This is a genomic window from Methylocaldum sp. RMAD-M (assembly GCF_017832375.1).
GTDB lineage: Bacteria > Pseudomonadota > Gammaproteobacteria > Methylococcales > Methylococcaceae > Methylocaldum.
In genome coordinates this window covers 16,243-36,392 of sequence record NZ_JAFIBZ010000020.1, presented here as the reverse complement: position 1 = coordinate 36,392, position 20,150 = coordinate 16,243, and the positions used below count along the sequence as shown (strand labels likewise).

The window sequence follows — 20,150 nt, the reverse complement described above, 5'->3', positions numbered from 1 at the left end:
TTACGATTGGCCTGTTCTGTTAGGCAGTTTTGTAGATTTGGGTCTGCCATGGATGGCAAAGGAGTTGCCGCCTGCGCCGCAAAAGAGGCAAAGCAACTAAAAATAGTTATGGTAGCTATAGAGGCACTCTGAATACCAAAGAAAAATCTTGAACAGCGCATGTGCAACTCTCCTGAATGGCGCCTTTGCCATGAAAAAAGCCGCTAAATGCGGCAATCCCCCAGTCCTGCAGCATGGACGCTACGCATGAGCGCAAAAAATTAGTAGCGCCTCACAATGAGGCTAGGCACGAAGAAGTATAGATAAAGATACGTAGCGGACAGGCTGGACTTCCACGAAGCGTCAACCCAACTACGAAACTCCGGGAAGAAAGGATGATCGATGCCGACCGTATGGTCGTGAAGTTAGAGCTTCCGAGGTATGAGTTCCCAAGCCAGAGCTTGAGAGGGGGGTCAGGCTTTAGTTATTTGGCTAATGCCCGATGGTTCAAAGCGTACGTTTCCGGCCGCGCTTCATATCATCCACCAGCCGCTCATTGGCGCTTCGCGCGTGCTCGATGTCCCAAATCCGGATCGCTTCTTCGAGTTCGATTTTGCCTTCGTTGACCATTTTGCAGAGGCCCGCCCGTAGGGCATGGAGCGTGATAATCAGCGGATCTTTGGGGGTGTCGGCCGGGTACTTTTTCCAATTCGCCAGCGACTATCCTTTAAATTCTGTGAGATACAGAATCAGATAATCAATCGCTAGGGGGTATCAATGGGTGTCGGAACGGGGCTGCTTATTACGTTTTTGCTCTCGCTGCTTTGGTTTGCGATCAGGACGGGTAGAAAGCGCCGATCGCACTGGAACAGCGGTAGTTATGATTCGAGCTCTAACTCTTGGTCACAACCCAGTGATTCAGTTTCCTCAAGCGTCGATTGCAGTTCAGGGGATAACGGCTCAGGCAGCGATAGCGGTTGCAGTTGCGGAGATTAATTATTAATCAGGCCCGTAAATACCCTCCTGGTATTTCGGGCCGCCGCCCAAGCCCGGTACACGCCCGGCCTGGGCTCACGCGGCTTGTCGCCGCGCCGGGGCATCCCTGCCCCGGATTAACCCGGCCTATATTTATAGGCCGGGTTAATAGGAGTCACGCTTTCATTGTTTGACTAACGTTCGATGGCTTAGAGCGTTAGTTTCCGACCATGCTTGAGTTAGCGGGGCGCCGTTCACTGTAAGTCTACGATCCGCCGAAAAAAGACGGTCCTCGGCTTCCCCCAGACGCCCGACGAATGCGGAATCTGTGCGATAAACGGGGAAAAGACGCCTGAACTGAAGAAGGTTCCCAATCGTGACGGAACCGGGCAACGCACGGCGCTGTCACGAATGAACTGTGGGAAAAGCTCCGAACGAGTTACGGAAGCACGGCAATCGCCCAGGGACCGTTTCCGACCGGAACCGTCTTCGTTACGACGAAGGTCGAGAGGTCGATGATGGAGAGGTCGTTGCTGAGTCCGTTCGCGGTATAAAGCCGCTTTTGGTCCGGCGAGAATTCGAGATTCCAGACCCTTTGTCCCACCGGAATGTACCGAACCACTTCGAGCGTACGGGCGTCGATGACGGCGACCCGGCTGGCCCGGCCCAAAGCAACATAACCGTAGCGGCGATCCCGGTCGATTCGGATACCCACGGCTCCGATATCACGGTCCGCGACATCGGGAATCTTGAAGGTAATTGTCTTGATCGGACGCTTCGTTGCCGTTTCGATAATCGTCAGAGACTGGCCGTCATGCGAACTGACCCAGAGCTGTTCACCGTCATCGGTAAAGCGCGAGTAGCGAGGTCGCGGGTCGACCGGCGTTCGCTCCATCGGCTCCAGGCTGGTGGTGTCGATCCACGTGGCGGTATTGTCGGCTTCGCTGGTGCTGACGACCCAACGCCCATCGGGGCTGATCGAAACACCCTCCGGTTCCTTGCCTATGGGAATGCGCTTCAACACTTGGCGCGATTCGACATCGACCACGGTCAGCTGGTTGTCGTCGTCGTTGGATGCGAACAAGCGGGTTTCGAGGGGGTTCAGCGTGAAGGTTTTCGGGTCCTTGTCGACCGGCCATCGGCCGACGGGTTCCAGAGTGCGGGTATCCAGGACAGCGATCGCATTGCCCTCGCTGGTTGCCACGAAAATCTTCAGGCCATCGCGCCCGGCCAGGATACCTCGGGGCCGCTTGCCTACCGGAACCGTGCGCCGGACTTCGCCGGTGGCCCCATCCACTTCGACTACGGCATTGTCCTTCTCCAGGGTTACAAAAACGGAGTCTGCATGGGCGGGCAATATCACGGCCGAGGCGAGTATGCAGGGAACGAGTCTTTGTAGGCGGAAAGCTTGCGGCAGGCGCAACAGATATGGGCAATTTTTATGGAACATGTCGGACGTATTCGAAACAAAAGGAAAAGGGTGGTTACCACCGCATGAGCGATGGCGGTAAGCTGCAGGCATCCGGGTAGGATACCCGTCGATACGGTCGCGACCCACGAGGGATGTCGGGTAACTCTCCCGAAGATGCAAGGAAAATATCCTTTATTTTCGAAGCAAGGACATTCCCGATGCCTTCCGCACCAGGATTTCGCGCTCGCTGTGGTAACCTTTTCGCTCTGATCTGACGCCAACTTTTCGGAGTAGCCGGTGACTCAATCAAAACCCTTTCGCGGTACGAAGCCGCTCCGGGAGCTCAGCAACCCGGTGATCGCCATGGGCCTTGTCATCGTCGCAGCCGGATGCGACAGTCCGGATTCTTCCTCTAGCCAGAACATCCCCGCCGCTGTCGAATCGCCATTGACGCGCTCCGACCGACTGGCAGAGTTGCGCAAAGCAAAATTCCTGAACCTGGCGGAGAAGGACGTCGCAGCCGAATGGCTGGCACTTCAGGAACACCGCGACGACTCTTCCTATCGGCCGACGCCCGGCGACGTGGCGGCATACGAGCAACGCATCAAACTCCTCGCCAAGCTCACGCAGGAAGACCGACGGATGGTCGCCAACCGAACCGTACAAACACGGGACCTGCTGGCAGAGCAGAATATCCGCGAATCTCTCCTGACCCTGCTGGATGGCATGACCGATGTGGCCAAGGCCAGTGTGGTCGGCAATTACGGCGCCTATTGCCAATGGTATGTCAATTTGCGCCAAAGCCGGCTCGGTCACCGGGAAGCACTGCAGCAGATGACGAGTTTGAAGCGGTCGCCTTAGAACCGATCAGAGACAGTTCGACAGGTTCACGATAGGCCCTTAGACAGGCTCAGGGCGAACGGTCTACTGCGATAGGTCTAGGGTGCCGTCGAAACGTTTCCATCGCGACACAGCGCGATGGGGCGACGCGTTACGAACCGAAGGCAAACAGACCGGTCCGCAGATCATTCCAAGCCCTGAATCAAATACGTATCCACGATGCCGCAATCCCTCAACGCAGTCCTGCATCCCACGTCCGTAATCGCAGCGCCGCGTCTCTCCCGAAGAGTCGGTGCGAACCTTACCCTGGTCAGCGAAACCTTCCAGCACACCGGCAGTTTCAAGTTCCGCGCCGCCTACCATCTGGCTTCGAAAGTCCCTCAACGGCAGATCATCGCCGCGTCGTCCGGCAACTTCGGACAGGCGCTGGCCTATGCCTGCGGGCTGCTGGGCAAGTCCTGCCGGGTGGTCATGCCGGCGACTTCGGCCAGGGTCAAAATGGACGCGGTGCGGGAATACGGGGGTACGATAGACGAAGTGGACACAAGCGTGAAAAGCCGGGCCGAACGGCTGGCGGAACTCGCCGCAGACTGCCCCGATGCCTATGTTGCCAGCGCCTACGATGATCCGTTGGTAATCGAAGGCAATGCCAGCCTGGGAGAGGAAATTGCCGCTCTGGGCGACCTATTCGACGCGGTCATCGCGCCCGTGGGCGGTGGCGGCCTCACTGCCGGTCTGATCACGGGACTGCGTCGCGCCGGCCGATCGACGCCCGTGATCGGCGCGGAACCGCTGCTGGGCAACGATGCCGCACGCTCTCTGAGAGCCGGGCGCATCGTGGTTAACGAATCCGAACCGCAAACCCTCGCCGACGGCGCGCGCACCCTGAGCCTGGGCCGGCGCAACTGGGAAATTTTGCATACGGGGCTTGCCGGCATCGTCGAGGTACCGGAAACCTCAATTGCCCAGGGCGTCAAGCTGTTGTTCGAACTCGCCAATCTCAAGGCCGAACCTACCGGCGCCCTCGCCGTGGCCGCTCTGCTGACCGAACCGGAACGCTTCCGCGGACAGTCGGTCTGTTGTGTGATCAGCGGCGGGAATGTGGATGGGGAGGTTTATCGGACGTTGCTGCGGTAGGATGGGTAGACCGGAGCGAAACCCATCATTGCGAGGCTTTCGATTCCGATGGGTTTCGCTCCGCTCTACCCATCCTACGATCCTCCATCAATCCCCTTGTAGAGATTCCCCATGGACAGACTGAAACGGCAAATCGGCTTCATCGTCGAGTTGGACAAACTCAAGACCATCGTTCGCCAGTCCTGGCTGGCGGACGGCTCGCGCCGGGAGAATTCGGCGGAGCACAGCTGGCATGTCGCGCTGATGGCCTTGGTGCTCTCCGAGCACGCCAACGCCGACATGGACCTCGACCTCGCGCGGGTCGTCAAGCTGCTGCTGCTCCATGACGTGGTCGAAATCGATGCCGGCGACGTTCTGATCTACGATGTCGCGGGAAACGTCAGCAAGCCCGAACGGGAACGGCAGGCGGCCGAACGGATTTATGGGATGTTGCCGGACGATCAGGCGGCGGAACTGCGGGCGCTGTGGGAAGAGTTTGAAATGGGCGAGACGACCGAAGCCCGCTTTGCGGCGTCTCTAGATCGACTCATGCCTTTGTTGCACAACTTCCTGACCGAAGGCCGCGCCTGGCGGCACCATGGCGTCACCGCCGACCAGGTGTTGGCGGCCAATGCCCGCATCGCCGCCGGTTCCACCGCGCTATGGGACTATGCCCGAGGACTAATCGACGAGGCGGTGGAGCGGGATTATCTGCTTCCGGGCAAAGAATAGCGATTTTGAGCCTATCCCAGTAGGTCCCCGAAACCCTTCGACCGGCCTGTCGTGAGCGGAGTCGAAGGGCTCAGGGCGAACGGCCTACTGAGATAGGCTCTTAGAGCGTTTTCATCGCGCTCGTACGGCAAAACAGGCCTGGCAGGAGTCGTTGGTACCTTCGGCCAGGGTAGATCGACTCAAGCTTTCGTAGGTCGGCAATCCTTTGCCGACGAACCCGTTGGCCCAACGGCACCGTCGGGAACGGCGGCTTCGGCGCTCCCAGGCCGACCGTTTGCGATTGGAAGGGTCGCGACTAAAGCGACCGTTTGCGATTGGAAGGGTCATTCGGGTGCTCCCCGGATGACCGTTTGCGATTGGAAGGGATTCCCGACCTACGCGCGAGTGCCCGTACACTAGGTATGAAAATGCTCTGGCTATTGATCAATGGGCAAAAGACATGCTTTTCTTGTTTGACCAATGCCCACGATCAGCACGTTCGTCTCCGGCCGAGAGCAACCGGTGAGCCGGAGTCGTGCAGCAAGCTTTTAGCAAGGTTGAAAAGAAGGATGTCGAAGGAGTATTGTATCTAAAGATAAGCCTTGTCTTTTTTTGCACTTGGGCCGGTAGCTCAGCTGGGAGAGCGCTGCGTTCGCAATGCAGAGGTCGGGAGTTCGATCCTCCTCCGGTCCACCAATACCCAGGGCCTGGATAGTCTCCAGGCCCTTTTTCTTGCCTGAAATCCCCACATGGCGCGGGATTCCGGGCGAATGCCCTGCGGGTGCAAACGCGCCCAGATGCCCCGAAACGCCCCATTTTCCTGCCAGCCCAGTCTCTTTTCTCTGTTTGCCCTGCGGGTAGTCGCGGCGCAGAGACCAGTGATTTCGCGGGTTTGGCGCGGCCTTTCTGCGGTCAACCATGGCCACCGATTTGCCGAGAAACCGCTACGCATCGAACCCGTCGATCACCCGCCGCTGCTCGATCCAGTCCTGCGGCAGGGGGTTGCGCTGGAACCAGATCAGGCTCATGCAGCGCGGCTGCTTGCCAGCCAGAATGGCCTGGATGATGGCGGGTTCCAGGAAGGTCAGGCGCAGCAGTTCGTTCACGGTTGAGTGATGCAGTCCCTCACGCTGGGCGATATCGGTGCCGCTGACCACTACGCCGTCGTCGAGCAGCTGTTGCCAGTAGAAGGCCCGCGCCAGCGCCACCAGCAGCGGGTTGTCGTGCTGGCTGCGGCTGGAGGGTCGTGTGCTCTCCCCGTCCGGGCGGATCACCACCTTGCGCACGCCGCGCTTGCGGATCTTGAGCGGGATGAATGTGGACAGCTTCACCGCATCGCCGTCGATGCGGTTCTGGATTGTCGCCTCGCCTGTCTGCCGAATCCGCGTCATACCATCATCTCCACTTCCGCGAGTTCCGCACCGATGCTGCCGGGACGCAGCTCCTCGATCAGTCCAGCCCAGCCGGCGTCGCGCCAGAGGATCTCCAGCCCGTCGTCGCCGATCTGCACGCGCTCGATCAGTAGTTGCGCACCATGTGGGTGGTCGAGCGGGCGCGGGCAAAGTCCGCAAAGATGCGCCGCACTACCGTCGCTTCCGCCTCGTTGATGAACAGCAGGCGGTTCTGCGCGTCGTAACCCAGCGGCAGCGGCCCGCCCATCCACATGCCCTTGGCCTTGCTGGCGGCGATCTTGTCGCGGATGAGACCACCACGATGTCGATGCGGCTCGCTTCGATGTCGGCCAGCAGGCGCTTGAGCGCGGGCCGCTCCATGTTGCCGCCGGAGAAGGCGCCGTCATCGTAGTCGTCCGCCACCGCGATCCAGCCCTCGTGGGGCTGGCTCTTGATGAAAGCATGGCCGGCCTCCTTCTGCGCGTCGATGGAGTTGAAGGACTGGTCGAGGCATTCGTCGCTGGAGACCCGGCAGTAGACCGCGCAGCGTTTGGGCGAGGACTGGATGGCTGCACTCATCGCTGCCTCCCTTGCCCGGCTTGAGCCCGAAGAACTTCGGCCCCGACCACTGCGTGCCGGTGATGTGACGCGCCGCCGCGGACAGGCTCTTGAAGCGCTGGCCGTTCAGCTCGTAGAGACCATCGGCCGTCACGGTGACGCGGTGCTCACTTGTCCCATTCGCGCACCAGTCACTGTGCCGGGCATCAGGTGGCATTCCACGCCGCGTCCGGGTACGCGAATCTTGGAATGCTGGGCGCCGTGCCGCCCCGGGCGATCACGCCGATGAAGGCCGGCAACTGCTCCTACAGTTCGATCTCGGCGACGATGCCCTGCGCACCCAGATCCGCGCCCGCCAGACCGACGTCGATCTGCTGCCCGCACTCAAGGCCGCCATCGCCCGCGCCGCCGCCGAGGGCAAGCCCTACACCAAGACCGGCGGCAACGGCGTCCACGAGCGCCGCCATGAACTGCCGGAAGCCTTCCACGCCATCGGCAAGCACCGGTTGGCCGAACGGGTCGGCACGCTGCTCGACCGGGAGGAACTGGTCATGGCCATGGTCGATGGCTCGAAGCTGGTGAAGTGGCTCGACGTGCCCGATGGCCCCATGGCCAGCGGCGAGGCCCCCTTCGTCACCGGGCATCTGAAGCGCGCGAACGCGAGCCAGCCGGATCAGGCGTGAGCATTCCCGGAGCAAGCATCCGTTCCCGGCCACAACCGTTCCCGGACCGGGGTGGGAACGCGCAAGCCCGGCAACGGCGCCACTTTTCCGGTTCCCGGCGTTTCCTCTCTAAAGAGAGTGGGTGAGCATCGGGAATGCTCACCTCCCTCGATGCCAATGGCTGGCCGGGCATGGGAACGATGTCTCGTCCAAGCATACGGGTCCTTCCTGGCCGGATTCGCATACGGGGGGCGCGAGCGCGCTGCCCCTCCACCGTCAGGGTGCAAACCGAGGTTTGCAGGCCCCGTCCCTGGGGCCTGCCGCTTCGCGGCCAGCCTCCGGCTGTCCAAATCCGCTCCCGGCGGATTTGTGCAGGCCCGGAATAAATTCGAGGCTGCGGCTGTCCGATACGATGCTCGCGTGATAGCATCAACGGCACACAGGGGGAGAGCATTCATGCGCACGGTCGTCGGCATCTGCTCGGATAAACGGGCCCACCAGGCTTCCAGCTACAGCGAAGCGCCCACGCCCACGGTCTGGTTCGCGTCATGGCGCCAGCTGGCCGGCGTGCTGTCGGACGAGAACCGGGCACTGCTGCGCCTGATGCAGGAGAAGCAGCCCCGCACGGTACTGGAACTGGCTGAACTCTCCGGCCGCGCGGCCAGCAATCTGTCGCGCACGCTGCGCAATCTGGAGGGTTACGGCCTGGTCAAGCTGCACCGCAGCCCGGATACCCGCGCCGTGCGCCCGGAGGCGCTGGCCACCGAATTTCTGGTCGTGCTGGATTGATCCGGCGCGCCCAATAACCAACAACAGCACGCAATCGACTGGCAGAAGGCCCGAATGACGAACAACACCAAAGAAACCGAACGCGCCGAACTGCACAAGACCATCTGGCGCATCGCCAACGACCTGCGCGGCAGCGTCGACGGCTGGGACTTCAAGAGCTACGTGCTCGGCATGTTGTTCTACCGCTTCATCTCCGAGAACCTCACCGGCTATCTCAATGAACAGGAGCGCCGCGCCGGCCACAAGGATTTCGACTACGCGACCCTCAGCGACAAAGATGCCGAATTCGGCCGTTTGGAGACGGTGAAGGAAAAGGGCTTCTACATCCTGCCCTCGGAGCTGTTCGCCAATGTGCGCGCCAGGGCCCGGCAGGATGCCAACCTCAACGAAACCCTCTCGCGCATCTTTGTCGACATCGAGGCCTCCGCCAAGGGTTCGGACAGCGAAGACGACTTCAAGGGCCTGTTCGACGACCTGGATGTGAACAGCAGCAAGCTCGGACCCACCGTGGCCAGGCGCAACGAAAAGCTGGTCAAGTTGCTCGACGCCATCGGCGACCTGCCGCTCTCCAACGGCGCCGGCAGCTTCTCGCGCAACAGCATCGACCTGTTCGGCGACGCCTACGAATACCTGATGCAGATGTACGCCTCCACCGCCGGCAAGTCCGGCGGCGAGTTCTACACCCCGCAGGAAGTCTCCGAACTGCTGGCCCGCCTCACCGTGGTGGGCAAGACCGAGGTGAACAAGGTGTACGACCCGGCCTGCGGCTCCGGTTCGCTGCTGCTGAAATTCGCCAAGGTGCTGGGGCCGGACAAGGTGCGCCAGGGCTTCTATGGGCAGGAGGTGAACCTCACCACCTACAACCTGTGCCGCATCAACATGTTCCTGCACGACATCAACTACGAGAAATTCGACATCGCCCACGGTGACACGCTCACCGACCCGCAGCACTGGGACGACGAGCCCTTCGAGGCCATCGTTTCCAATCCGCCCTACTCCATCAAATGGGACGGCGACGCCAACCCGCTGCTGATCAACGACCCGCGCTTCGCTCCGGCCGGCGTGCTGGCACCCAAGAGCAAGGCCGATCTGGCCTTTACCCTGCACATCCTGAGCTGGCTGGCGGTCAACGGCACCGCCGCCATTGTCGAATTCCCCGGCGTGCTCTATCGCGGCGGCGCGGAAGCCAAGATTCGAAAGTACCTGATCGACAACAACTACGTGGACGCGGTGATCCAGTTGCCGCCGGACCTGTTCTTCGGCACCACCATCGCCACCTGCATCATCGTGCTGAAGAAATCCAAGCACGACAACGCCACCCTGTTCATCGACGCCAGCAGCCTGTTCACCCGCAGCGGCAACAAGAACAAGCTCGCCGCGGCGCATCAGCAGAAGATTCTCGATGCCTTCACGAAGCGCAAAGACATCACCCATTTCACCCGACTGGTGGACAACGGCGAGATTGCCTCCAACGGCTACAACATCGCCGTCTCCAGCTATGTGGAGCAGAAGGACACCCGCGAGGCGGTGGATATCAAAACGCTCAATGCCGAAATTGCCCGCATCGTCGCGCGGCAGGCGGAATTGCGAACGGCCATCGATGCCATCGTGGCGGATCTGGAAGGAGAGCGGGCATGAGCCGGATTGATGGGTTGATTGCCGAGCTTTGCCCGGAAGGGGTGGAGTTCTGCGAACTCAAGAAAGTCACGCACCGAACGACCAATATCAAATGGCCGGATACAAATGGCCAAGAGTTCCAATATATCGATCTTACGTCAGTTGATCGAATAACCCATGCAATCGTCGAGACCCAGACAATAACCAGCGAGAATGCACCAAGTCGGGCACAACAGATCGTTCAAGAAGGCGACGTGATATTCGGCACCACGCGCCCCATGCTTAAACGCTACACCCTGATTCCCTCAGAATACGACGGACAGGTATGCAGTACTGGCTATTGTGTACTTCGGCCAAACAGAGAACGGGTGCTACCGAACTTCGTCTTTCACCTCCTTGGAACTGAGTCGTTCTATTCCCACGTCGAGGCAAATGAGCGAGGCGCCAGTTACCCCGCTATTACAGATGGCGCGGTAAAGGCTTTCCGCATTCCCATCCCACCCCTCGAAATCCAGCGCGAAATCGTGAAGGTGCTGGACAGCTTCACCCAGCTGGAGGCGGAGCTGGAGGCGGAGCTGGAGGCGGAGCTGGAGGCGCGTCGGCGGCAGTACCAGTACTACCGCGACGCGCTGCTCAGCTTCGATGAGCGCATGAGCGGCGCAAGCAAGCAAGCAAGCAAGCAAGCAAGGATAAGGTGGACGACCTTGGGTGAGATTTGTCAAATCAATCGTGGTCGCGTCATGTCGAAGGATTACCTGCGCGATCACGCCGGGCCGTATCCGGTGTACTCGTCGCAGACTGCGAACGATGGCGTCTTTGGCTTCATTGACACCTATGACTACGACTTCGAATCCATTACATGGACGACTGATGGCGCCAACGCGGGTTCGGTTTTCTACCACCGCGACAAACAGTTCAGCATCACCAATGTCTGCGGCCTTCTGAAAGTGCTGGACTGCAATCACGTAAGCACCAAGTTTCTCTACTACGCACTAGGCGGGCTTACGAAGCGGTATGTCAGTGATGGTATGGGCAACCCAAAGCTGATGAGTAATGTCATGTCGCAAATCAAGGTTCCTGTCCCACCCCTGGAAGAACAACAACGCATCGTCGCCATCCTCGACAAATTCGATGCGCTGGTGAACGACCTCTCCAGCGGCCTGCCGGCCGAGATCCAGGCGCGCCGACAGCAGTACGAGCACTACCGCGACCGGCTGCTGAGCTTCAAGGAGGCCGCGTGAGCGAAGACCTCAAACCCCACCGCTACGAGCCCATCGCGCTCTCCAGCGAGAGCACGGTGGTGGCCGAGTTCGTGCCCGAGCCGGGGGTGCGCGAGCCGGGCTACCAGAGCGAGGCGGCGCTGGAGCGCGACTTTATCGCCCAGTTGCAGAAGCAGGCCTACGACTACCTGCCCCTGACCTCGGAAGCCGCGCTGGTCGCCAACCTGCGCGCGCAACTTGAAGCCCTGAACAAGATCGCGTTTTCCGATGCCGAGTGGCAGCGCTTTTTCAGCACCTGCATTGCGGGCGCCAATGACGGCTTGGTGGAAAAGACCGCGCGCATTCAGGAAGACCATGTGCAGTTGCTCAAACGCGACAACGGCAGCACCAAGAACATTTACCTGATCGACAAGCAGAACATCCACAACAACCGCCTGCAGGTGATCAACCAGTATGAGGCGGAAGGTACGCGCAGCACCCGTTTCGATGTGACCATCCTGGTCAACGGCCTGCCCATGGTGCATGTGGAACTCAAGCGCCGGGGCGTGGACATCCGCGAGGCCTTCAACCAGATCAACCGCTACCAGCGCGACAGCTTCTGGGCCGGATCGGGCCTGTTCGAGTATGTGCAGTTGTTCGTAATCAGCAACGGCACCCTGACTAAGTACTACAGCAATACGGTGCGCGACGGCCACCTGGCCGAACAGCGCAGCAAACGCAGCAGGAGCAAGACTTCCAACAGCTTCGCCTTTACCAGCTGGTGGGCCGATGCCAAGAACCGGCCCATCACCGAACTGGACGGCTTTACCAAAACCTTTTTCGCCAAGCACTCGCTGCTGAATGTGCTCACCCGCTACTGCGTGTTCGACGTGGATCGCAAGCTGCTGGTGATGCGGCCCTATCAGATCGTCGCCGCCGAGCAGATCCTGCAGCGCATCGCCACCAGCACCAATCACCGGCAGCTCGGCAGCGTGGCGGCGGGCGGCTATATCTGGCACACCACAGGCTCAGGCAAGACCCTGACCAGCTTCAAGGCGGCGCAACTGGCGCGCGGCTTGGCCGGCATCGACAAGGTGCTGTTCGTGGTGGACCGCAAGGATCTGGACTACCAGACCATGCGCGAATACGAGCGCTTCGAGAAGGGCGCGGCCAACTCCAACACCTCCACCGCCGTGCTGCAGAAGCAGCTGGAAGACCCCAACGCCCGCATCATCATCACCACCATACAGAAGCTGTCCCGCTTCGTGGCCAACAACAGAAAGCACCCGGTCTATGACCAGCATGTGGTGGTGATTTTCGACGAGTGCCACCGCAGCCAGTTCGGCGACATGCACGCCGAGATTACCCGGGTGTTCAAGCGCTATCACCTGTTCGGTTTCACCGGCACGCCGATCTTTGCGGAAAACGCGGGCAGCGGCGGCAACCCGCTGCGCCGCACCACCGCGCAGGCCTTTGGCGACAAACTGCACACCTACACCATTGTCGATGCCATCAACGACAAGAACGTGTTGCCGTTTCGCATCGACTACATCAATACCATCAAGAAGTCCGATCACATCAAGGACAAGCAGGTGCCGGCCATCGACACCGAGCGGGCGCTGCTGGCGCCGGAACGCATCAGCCAGATCGTCGGCTACATCCGCGAGCACTTCGACCAGAAGACCAAGCGCGCCGCCTCTTACAAAATGCACGGCAAACGGCTGGCAGGTTTCAATTCGCTGTTCGCCACGGCGTCCATCGATGCCGCCCGGCGCTACTACAGTGAATTCAAGGCCCAGCAGGCGGCCTTGCCGGCAGCGCAACAGTTGAAGGTCGGTCTGATCTACAGCTTCGCCGCCAACGAGGACGATCCCGATGGCCTGCTGGGCGAAGAGGAATTCGAAACCGAGGGGCTGGACCAGAGCGCGCGCGATTTCCTGGAGGCCGCGATACAGGACTACAACGCCCTGTTCGGCACCAGCTTCGACACCTCCGCCGACAAGTTCCAGAACTACTACAAGGATCTGTCCCAACGCCTGAAGACCCGCGAGCTGGATTTGGTGATCGTGGTCAACATGTTCCTGACCGGCTTCGACGCCACCACGCTGAATACCCTATGGGTGGACAAGAACCTGAAGGCCCACGGCCTGATCCAGGCCTATTCACGCACCAACCGCATCCTCAACTCGGTCAAGACCTACGGCAACATCGTCTCCTTCCGCAACCTGGAGGACGCCACCAACGATGCCCTGGCCCTGTTCGGCAACAAGGACGCCAAGGGCATCGTGCTACTGAAGCCCTACGCCGAGTATTACGCCGAATACCAGGGCAAGGTTGCCGAGTTGCAGGCGCTGTTCCCCCTGGGCACCACGATCACAGGTGAAGCGGCGCAGAAGGCCTTCATCAAGCTGTTCGGCGCCATCCTGCGGCTGAAAAACATCCTCACCGCTTTCGATGACTTTGCCGGCAATGAGATTCTCAGCCAGCGCGATTTCCAGGATTACCAGAGCCTCTACCTGAATCTCTATGCCGAGTTCCGCGCCGCGTCGGAAGCGGAAAAGGAAAGCATCAACGACGACGTGGTGTTCGAGATCGAGTTGATCAAGCAGGTCGAGATCAACGTCGATTACATCCTGATGCTGGTGGAGCAGTACCTGAAGAAAAAAGGCACGGGCGAGGACAAGGAAATCCGCGCCAATATCGAGCGCGCCGTGAATGCCAGCCCGAGTTTGCGCAACAAGAAGGACCTCATCGAGCAATTCGTGGAAGCCGTGTCCACCAAGGGCAAGGTGGATGCCCAGTGGCAGGCCTTTGTGGTGGCCAAAAAGGCCGAGGAACTGGAGCGCATTATCCAGGACGAGAACCTGAACGCCAAGGAAGCCCGTGCCTTCATCGACAACGCCTTCCGCGACGGCGCCATCCCGACCGCCGGCACCGCCATCACCAAGATACTGCCGCCGGTGTCACGCTTCTCGAAGGATAACGGCCACGGGCGCAAGAAGCAGACCGTGCTGGACAAACTGGCCGCCTTCTTCGAGCGGTATTTCGGGCTGGTGAGTTAATTGCCTATGGATTTCGGCTCAGCGACGTGCAACGAGAGGGAGGGGGCTTAATGCTGTTCAGCCCGACATGGTACCTCTTGGAACAGGAGGGGCTGCTGGCCCAAGCCTGCCTCTGCAATGGCCTGACGGCCCTGCGTCGCGCCAATCTGGGGGACAAGAAGGGACTGTTCTATTCGGCCTTCTTCGAACTATCGATCGGGTTTGAGCGGGTGTTGAAGCTGGTCTTGATCCTCGACCATATGGCGCGCAACCAGTTGGTTCCTCCCGACAGCAAAACTGTCGAGGGCTATGGACACAAGCTTCGTGCCCTCTTCGACGCCGCAAAGGCCGTCTGCTCTTCGCGCAACGTGACCGCACTGGATGGATTTCAATCCGATTCATTGCCAATCGTGATCCTGGGCTTTCTTGACGATTTCGCTCACCCCGGCGGGCACTATTCCAACATCAACAAGTTGACTGGCCACAGGCATCAGACAATGGTCGACCCCATCGCGCGATGGGGCGAGATTGCGAGCCAGATCATGCAAACGCAGGCCACGACGCGAGAACGCGAACGCGCGCAGATGAACGGACGGATAGCGAGCATTGCGTTTGGAAATGTCGCAGCCAGCCTGATGAGCGATCTCAACCAGCAACGAATGGATGTTGCGCCACTGCACGTCCGAGCCTCGGAACTGGACACTGCCGCCAAGTACGCCATCTACGCACTGATTACCCTGATCGCCGCGTTGCGCGATGTGCTCGACTCGCTTTGTGACAGCGCGTGGGCGGTCAATCGCACCGCTCAATCCGGCGCGGCAGAGGTGCCAGACATGAAAGAGTTCTTCCAGTTTGCCTGGGCAGACAGGCAGTACGTGATGCGGAAGCGGCAGTGGCCATGACCGGTCGCGACAAGTAGCCGATTCTTGGAGCAGTACCGCCCGGCAACCGTCAAGGCATCCTTGACAGTTCGGGTGGGTAAGTCGGCGGCAGGCTCTCTGATCAAAGGGTGCTTTAATGCTGGCGCTTCGTATTAAAGAATGCTTTAATACAGAAAGCTCGCATTAAAGATGTCTTCACCATGAATCGGACTACGGGCACTTACGCCATCTCGACGACGCTGGGCGAATCGGTTCGGGCCTTCGTCCCGCATCCCCTGCCGCCCGCCGCGCCTGCGCTAGCGCCTGAGGCGTATGCCGACCTGAACCATCAGGCAGAGCTGGCGCTCGCCCGTCTGTCCGGGGTGTCGGGGCTCGTGCCATCAGTTGACTGGCTGCTGTACAGCGCGATCCGCAAGGAGGCCCTGCTCACCTCGCAAATCGAAGGTACCCAGGCCACATTGACCGACCTGTTCGACGAGGAAGCGGGATTCGCCGTCAGCAACACGGACGATGTCGAGGAAGTCACCAACTATCTGCGTGCCTTTCGACTGGTGCAGGACAACCTGCGCGATCCCAACCGGCTGCCCATCAGCGTGCGCCTCCTGTGTGAGGCCCACCGTGTCCTGCTGGACGGGGTGCGAGGTGCCGGCAAGCAGCCCGGTGAACTGCGGCGTTCCCAGAACTGGATCGGCGGCACTCGGCCGGGCAACGCGGCTTTCGTGCCGCCACCGGCCGACCGGGTGGCAGGTCTGCTGGGCGATCTGGAGCAATTCATTCACGGCGAGGCTGGCACGCTCCCGCCTCTGGTGAGGATTGCGCTAGCACATGCCCAGTTCGAAACCATCCACCCCTTCCTCGACGGCAATGGCCGTATCGGACGCCTCCTAATTGCAGCGCTGCTCGAACACTGGCGCCTGTTGCCCGAGCCACTGATGTACCTGAGCGGCTACCTGAAGCAACATCAGGCCGAGTATTACCGGCGCCTGTCGATCATCCGCACCGAGGGCGACTGGGAGTCCTGGGTCGCGTTCTTCCTCGAAGGCGTGGCAACAGCCGCCAGTGACGCCGAGCGCAGCATCATCGCAATCGCTAGCCTGATCGCGGCGGATCGGCGCCGCCTACTCGAAGCACCCAAGGGTGGGCCCGCCAGCTACCGGCTGTTCGAAATGCTGCCGATGATGCCGCGCTTCACCATCGAGCGGGTGCGGAAAAGCTTGGACACCAGCTTTCCGACTGCCACTGCGGCCGTCAAGGTGCTGGAAGACCTGGGCATCGTGACGGAAATGACCGGCCAGAAGACGAATCGGAGCTACAGCTACCAGCCCTACATCGAGCTGCTGTCGCGGTGATTACGCGGGAATTCGCATCAGTTTGCACCGGTTCGAAATGGCTGACCGAGGAACCATTCCTGCGGTCAACCATCCACCACCATATGACACGAAGCCAAGAAGCGGTCAGGCTTTCGTAATTTGACTCGCGGTCCATAGTCAAAGCACACGCGTCATTTCGTCCAACACTTCCTCATTGACGCTTCGCGCGTATTCGATGTCCCATTCGGATCGCTCCATCGGCCATTTTGCAAAGGTCGACTCGTAGGGCATAGAACTTGAGGCTCTGCGGATCTCGCAGGGTGCCGGCCAGATGCTTTTGTCCCTGATTCATTAAATTAACTTCGCTGTAATCTTACCGATATACGGACCGGCTCAACGATGTTATTTAGATAACTTTGCTAAGGGTTGCCGCGTTTGGCTAATTGAATTCACCCGAGTTTAACCAAAGCAACCCTTTATAGGATCCATCGTTAGTGAGCAAAGGAGATTGCCATGAACGCTCGTCTTACATTTGCTGCGCTTGCTAGTCTGATCGGCTTCTTTGGAACCGCACAGGCAGAAATCTTCGCCGGGGGTCCGGCCTATGGCGGTCCCGGCTCTGTAGGCGGGAATATCAGTTGCCGAATCTTCAATTACGGCTTGTCCCCGGTGACAATCACGCAACGCCAGATATTCACGAACACTAACGAGACCGTCGCTCCCTCTAGCGACACTTGTGACGCCGAACTTCAACCTGCCACGTATTGCGCTTTTGTCGCGCCGATCCAGGGCAACCTGGCCTATTCCTGCTGGCTCACTGCCACAGGGACCGATACCAGGCTCAGCGGCGTCGCCGAGATTCAAGCCTCGGACTTTTCCGTTTTGAATGCTGTTCCCATACAGAAGTAAGCTGTCGAAGACGCAGTGCCGGCGGAAAGTCTGCTGACAAGTTGCGGTGTCAACCCATTCTTGTTTCTGTCCGGCACTGGACTACCTGTTCGCCGCGTTTTGACTCGCACAGCCATATCAAGCCGCTATGGCGCGGCGACTCGATACGCTGCGATCGCTTGCCTTCCCTTCTGTATCGCTCATTTTTCGTGGCGCTACCGTATTTTCATGAAGCGATTCCGCACCTCAGCCGTACTTCGTTTCGCCATGTCGGATTCAGCAAGAGATTCTAGGCCTTTCAGAAGCTCTTTTTTGTTTTTAGAGCATTTTCATACCGACTGTACGGGAACTCGCGAGTAGGTCGGGAATCCCTTCCCAATCGCAAACGGTCGCTTTAGTCGCGACCCTTCCAATCGCAAACGGTCGCTTTAGCCGCAACCCTTCCCGACGGTGCCGTTGGGCCAACGGGTTCGTCGGCAAAGGATTGCCGACCTACGAATGCTTGAATCCATTCACCCGAGCCGAAGGCGCCAACGACTTCCGTCAAGCTGGTTTTGCCGTACGAGCGCGATGAAAACGCTCTAAGTACATTGCTCAAATATTTGCGGAATCTCGACAGATTGGCTTGGTTGGCGGGGTTGTCCTGCAGGTTGTCTATGCCGCAAGACTTCCCTGAATGTACTTAGCGCACGAGGCACTCGCCTGGAACCGGCAAAACGTCCAACGGTGTCTGTCTGTACATATCGGTCCTCAACGCCGTTCGCCGACCGGTCCTGATCAACCTGCGTAGGCTCATCGGCATTGCCTTTGGAAAAGCCCTACAGGCGGCCGTGGCGCAACAACGCGTGCTATCGCGTGAATATGTCACATTTAATTAACATCCCACCCTATAGACTCTTGCGCCTAAGAACTCCTCAACAAGAACACACGGACGGAGAGACAACTCTCCAGCCGCTCCTTGGAGCGTTTACCCGATGTGAAATTGTGAGGAACGAAAACGAACTTCAATATGAAGAGGAGCATGCGAAATGAGCATAGCGAGACGTCCATCCGCCGTGCGCCTTCGGAATGACTGGAACAAGTTCATCCAGTGGGAAGACCGTGGCCAGTCGGCATCGGACCCCGAGAACACGGCAGAAGCGTACCGCTTCCATCCCGGCGAACTGCCAGAGGATCTTCGCATCCTCATGGTAGGGATCGGCGGACAAGGTGTGGCCAACCTGACCCGGCGACTGCGCGACCTGATCGCCGACCGGTACTGCCATGTGTGTACGGCGGAGCAGCGCGGTGTGGCGCAACGCCGCGCAAGCACCGCCGCCACGCTGATCGCTGGTCGTTCGGTGTGCGCGCCGTCCCTGGCCGTATCGGACGTAGACATCCTGATCGGCCTGGAACCCCTTGAGGCGCTTCGGTATCGCGACCGGCTGCGGCCCGGCTCCTGGTGCCTTCTTTCCGATGTACGCATCGAAACCATCTGTGGCGGGCTCCAGCAGTACGCCTACGCCGACACGCAGGAAATCCTGCGCGAACTGGAAGGGCGAGGCGCTCACTGCGTGCTGATTCCCCTGGCGCAATGGCATCTATCCGAGCGCATGGAAGCGGTTTATGCATCCAGCGCCATGCTCGGATTCTTCTGCGCCGCCTTCGACCTCGACATCCAACGCGCCAAGACGCTCGCCTTCGGCGCTTTGGCGCCACGTACCGCGCACAAGAACATCCGGGCGATGGAATGGGGTTTCCTGCGGTTCTACAGCGAAGCATCCAATAAGCCTCTCTCCAATCGTCAAAAATCATCCGACTGCGTCCACCCCGAATATGGCGAAGCGGAACTCGCCGAAGCCAACGTTTAATCAGAACCGAGAATCGACCGATGCCTTGTTGTTACATGTTTCCAGGTTTGGGGGCGGATTACCCCGGCATGATCGAGAAATTCCGGATTCACCATCCGTGGTCGGAAGAGCTCCTGGCCGCTTGGAGCGAGCTGGTCGGCTGCGATCTCGGTACCGAGCACGGAGCTAGCGATCGGGAGCGCGAAAACCTGCACCAGCTGCGGATACACGCTCTCAACCTCCTGTGGTGGCGCGTCGTACGGCAATCCAGCCCCGACGCGAACTACGGCTGTTGCGGCCATAGCCTGGGTTTTTACGCCGCAGCGGTGGCTGCCTGTTCATTGACCGAGGAAATGTCGTTCCGTTGGCTTCAGGCGATGTTCAGCGTCGCTTGGGACGAATTCGCGGAGAACACCGGAAAAATCTCGGTCATCACCACCAACACCCCCATCGGGGCCCATAGTCTCGCTCACCGTTTCTCCGTGGAAGTGCTCGCGATCAACAGCGCTTACCAGATCGTGGTGTACGGGAGCGAACAAGACATCGAGCAGCTGTGCCGCACTCTTGAGGGGACATTGATTCGCCGGGACGACATCGATGCCCGTATCCCCTTCCACTCGATCCGCATGTGGCGCGTCGCCGAAATAGTCGCCGCGCGGGCTGCCGAACTGGGCTTGACCGTGGCTGCGCCGGTATATGCCTTGTGGTCGCATATCACCGGCGAGCGGCTGCTGTCCGCCGATCAAGTTTTCGCCACGCTTACGCGCCAGCCATGCCAAACCGTGTTGTGGCAACAACTGGTTCGAAATCTCCGTTCGGAGCACTACCGCGAATTTGTGGAAGTCGGTCCCAGCCGGGTATTGAGCCAGATAGCCCGATGGAACGCCCCGGATACCCCGGTGCGGTACGTCGACCATCTGCGCAAGACGAAGCGATCCGAAGCGAGGGCTTGA

The 20,150-nt window shown here is 59.7% G+C and carries 17 protein-coding genes, 1 tRNA gene and 1 pseudogene; 14 read left to right on the top strand and 5 right to left on the bottom strand.

Annotated features, from left to right (window positions below):
- Window positions 1-1,393 precede the first annotated feature (1,393 nt).
- Window positions 1,394-2,404 (bottom strand): PQQ-dependent catabolism-associated beta-propeller protein, encoded by a 1,011-nt coding sequence (locus JOD69_RS17075; protein WP_086133535.1) that lies wholly within the window; start codon window positions 2,402-2,404, stop codon window positions 1,394-1,396.
- 258 nt (window positions 2,405-2,662) lie between these two features.
- Between JOD69_RS17075 and JOD69_RS17070 the strand changes: the two genes are divergently transcribed.
- From JOD69_RS17070 to JOD69_RS17055, 4 genes are all read left to right on the top strand, one after another.
- Window positions 2,663-3,226 (top strand): hypothetical protein, encoded by a 564-nt coding sequence (locus tag JOD69_RS17070; RefSeq protein WP_077730622.1) that lies wholly within the window; start codon window positions 2,663-2,665, stop codon window positions 3,224-3,226.
- Between the two features lie 198 nt (window positions 3,227-3,424).
- Window positions 3,425-4,342: a pyridoxal-phosphate dependent enzyme gene (locus tag JOD69_RS17065; RefSeq protein ID WP_086133534.1), complete on the top strand. Its 918-nt coding sequence runs from the start codon at window positions 3,425-3,427 to the stop codon at window positions 4,340-4,342.
- 111 nt (window positions 4,343-4,453) lie between these two features.
- The gene (locus JOD69_RS17060) at window positions 4,454-5,053 is read left to right on the top strand and encodes an HD domain-containing protein (protein ID WP_086133533.1); all 600 of its coding nucleotides are present in this window, start codon (window positions 4,454-4,456) and stop codon (window positions 5,051-5,053) included.
- A 599-nt stretch (window positions 5,054-5,652) separates the two neighbouring features.
- Window positions 5,653-5,728, top strand: a tRNA-Ala gene (locus JOD69_RS17055).
- A 248-nt stretch (window positions 5,729-5,976) separates the two neighbouring features.
- On the opposite strand, the gene JOD69_RS17050 is transcribed toward JOD69_RS17055, so the two are convergent.
- The 4 genes and pseudogenes from JOD69_RS17050 to JOD69_RS25265 form a co-directional block, all read right to left on the bottom strand.
- A complete protein-coding gene (locus tag JOD69_RS17050) occupies window positions 5,977-6,423 on the bottom strand; it encodes a hypothetical protein (RefSeq protein WP_086133532.1) in 447 nt (148 codons plus the stop codon).
- The gene (locus tag JOD69_RS25105; RefSeq protein WP_280859664.1) at window positions 6,420-6,542 is read right to left on the bottom strand and encodes a hypothetical protein; all 123 of its coding nucleotides are present in this window, start codon (window positions 6,540-6,542) and stop codon (window positions 6,420-6,422) included. The genes JOD69_RS17050 and JOD69_RS25105 overlap by 4 nt, the downstream gene beginning before the upstream one ends.
- A gap of 73 nt (window positions 6,543-6,615) precedes the next feature.
- On the bottom strand, window positions 6,616-7,002 hold the full coding sequence (locus JOD69_RS17045) for a recombinase family protein (protein WP_240506825.1): 387 nt from the start codon (window positions 7,000-7,002) through the stop codon (window positions 6,616-6,618).
- 79 nt (window positions 7,003-7,081) lie between these two features.
- Window positions 7,082-7,135, bottom strand: a pseudogene (locus JOD69_RS25265) (hypothetical protein); the annotation flags it as partial.
- Between the two features lies 1 nt (window position 7,136).
- Between JOD69_RS25265 and JOD69_RS25260 the strand changes: the two are divergent.
- The 10 genes from JOD69_RS25260 to JOD69_RS16990 all read left to right on the top strand — a co-directional run bounded on the left by JOD69_RS25260 (window position 7,137) and on the right by JOD69_RS16990 (window position 20,150).
- Window positions 7,137-7,664 (top strand): hypothetical protein, encoded by a 528-nt coding sequence (locus tag JOD69_RS25260; protein WP_205780980.1) that lies wholly within the window; start codon window positions 7,137-7,139, stop codon window positions 7,662-7,664.
- Window positions 7,665-8,099: 435 nt separating this feature from the next.
- Window positions 8,100-8,432, top strand: coding sequence for a helix-turn-helix domain-containing protein (locus tag JOD69_RS17030; RefSeq protein WP_086133531.1), 333 nt, complete (start codon window positions 8,100-8,102; stop codon window positions 8,430-8,432).
- A gap of 54 nt (window positions 8,433-8,486) precedes the next feature.
- Window positions 8,487-10,070: a type I restriction-modification system subunit M gene (locus JOD69_RS17025; protein ID WP_210024084.1), complete on the top strand. Its 1,584-nt coding sequence runs from the start codon at window positions 8,487-8,489 to the stop codon at window positions 10,068-10,070.
- Entirely contained in the window at window positions 10,067-11,290 is a 1,224-nt protein-coding gene (locus JOD69_RS17020) for a restriction endonuclease subunit S (RefSeq protein WP_210024083.1), read from the top strand. Before JOD69_RS17025 ends, JOD69_RS17020 begins: the two co-directional genes overlap by 4 nt.
- Entirely contained in the window at window positions 11,287-14,310 is a 3,024-nt protein-coding gene (locus JOD69_RS17015) for a type I restriction endonuclease subunit R (protein ID WP_086133527.1), read from the top strand. The genes JOD69_RS17020 and JOD69_RS17015 overlap by 4 nt, the downstream gene beginning before the upstream one ends.
- Window positions 14,311-14,360: 50 nt before the next feature.
- The gene (locus JOD69_RS17010; RefSeq protein ID WP_086133526.1) at window positions 14,361-15,191 is read left to right on the top strand and encodes a hypothetical protein; all 831 of its coding nucleotides are present in this window, start codon (window positions 14,361-14,363) and stop codon (window positions 15,189-15,191) included.
- Window positions 15,192-15,370: 179 nt separating this feature from the next.
- Window positions 15,371-16,519 (top strand): Fic family protein, encoded by a 1,149-nt coding sequence (locus JOD69_RS17005; protein ID WP_086133525.1) that lies wholly within the window; start codon window positions 15,371-15,373, stop codon window positions 16,517-16,519.
- A gap of 474 nt (window positions 16,520-16,993) precedes the next feature.
- Complete coding sequence (locus JOD69_RS17000; RefSeq protein ID WP_077730633.1) at window positions 16,994-17,389, top strand: hypothetical protein; 396 nt, start codon at window positions 16,994-16,996, stop codon at window positions 17,387-17,389.
- 1,007 nt (window positions 17,390-18,396) lie between these two features.
- Complete coding sequence (locus tag JOD69_RS16995) at window positions 18,397-19,218, top strand: 2-oxoacid:acceptor oxidoreductase family protein (RefSeq protein WP_086133524.1); 822 nt, start codon at window positions 18,397-18,399, stop codon at window positions 19,216-19,218.
- Window positions 19,219-19,238: 20 nt separating this feature from the next.
- Entirely contained in the window at window positions 19,239-20,150 is a 912-nt protein-coding gene (locus JOD69_RS16990; RefSeq protein ID WP_086133523.1) for an acyltransferase domain-containing protein, read from the top strand.

Excerpts from the sequence above, each read along its gene's own strand:
- JOD69_RS17025 (WP_210024084.1), top strand. The coding sequence starts at position 8,487 with ATGACGAACAACACCAAAGAAACCGAACGCGCCGAACTGCACAAGACC.
- JOD69_RS17050 (WP_086133532.1), bottom strand. The coding sequence starts at position 6,423 with ATGACGCGGATTCGGCAGACAGGCGAGGCGACAATCCAGAACCGCATC.
- JOD69_RS17000 (WP_077730633.1), top strand. The coding sequence starts at position 16,994 with ATGAACGCTCGTCTTACATTTGCTGCGCTTGCTAGTCTGATCGGCTTC.
- JOD69_RS16995 (WP_086133524.1), top strand. The coding sequence starts at position 18,397 with ATGAGCATAGCGAGACGTCCATCCGCCGTGCGCCTTCGGAATGACTGG.
- JOD69_RS17030 (WP_086133531.1), top strand. The coding sequence starts at position 8,100 with ATGCGCACGGTCGTCGGCATCTGCTCGGATAAACGGGCCCACCAGGCT.
- JOD69_RS17075 (WP_086133535.1), bottom strand. The coding sequence starts at position 2,404 with ATGTTCCATAAAAATTGCCCATATCTGTTGCGCCTGCCGCAAGCTTTC.
- JOD69_RS16990 (WP_086133523.1), top strand. The coding sequence starts at position 19,239 with ATGCCTTGTTGTTACATGTTTCCAGGTTTGGGGGCGGATTACCCCGGC.
- JOD69_RS17045 (WP_240506825.1), bottom strand. The coding sequence starts at position 7,002 with ATGAGTGCAGCCATCCAGTCCTCGCCCAAACGCTGCGCGGTCTACTGC.
- JOD69_RS17065 (WP_086133534.1), top strand. The coding sequence starts at position 3,425 with ATGCCGCAATCCCTCAACGCAGTCCTGCATCCCACGTCCGTAATCGCA.
- JOD69_RS17020 (WP_210024083.1), top strand. The coding sequence starts at position 10,067 with ATGAGCCGGATTGATGGGTTGATTGCCGAGCTTTGCCCGGAAGGGGTG.
- JOD69_RS17010 (WP_086133526.1), top strand. The coding sequence starts at position 14,361 with ATGCTGTTCAGCCCGACATGGTACCTCTTGGAACAGGAGGGGCTGCTG.
- JOD69_RS17060 (WP_086133533.1), top strand. The coding sequence starts at position 4,454 with ATGGACAGACTGAAACGGCAAATCGGCTTCATCGTCGAGTTGGACAAA.
- JOD69_RS17005 (WP_086133525.1), top strand. The coding sequence starts at position 15,371 with ATGAATCGGACTACGGGCACTTACGCCATCTCGACGACGCTGGGCGAA.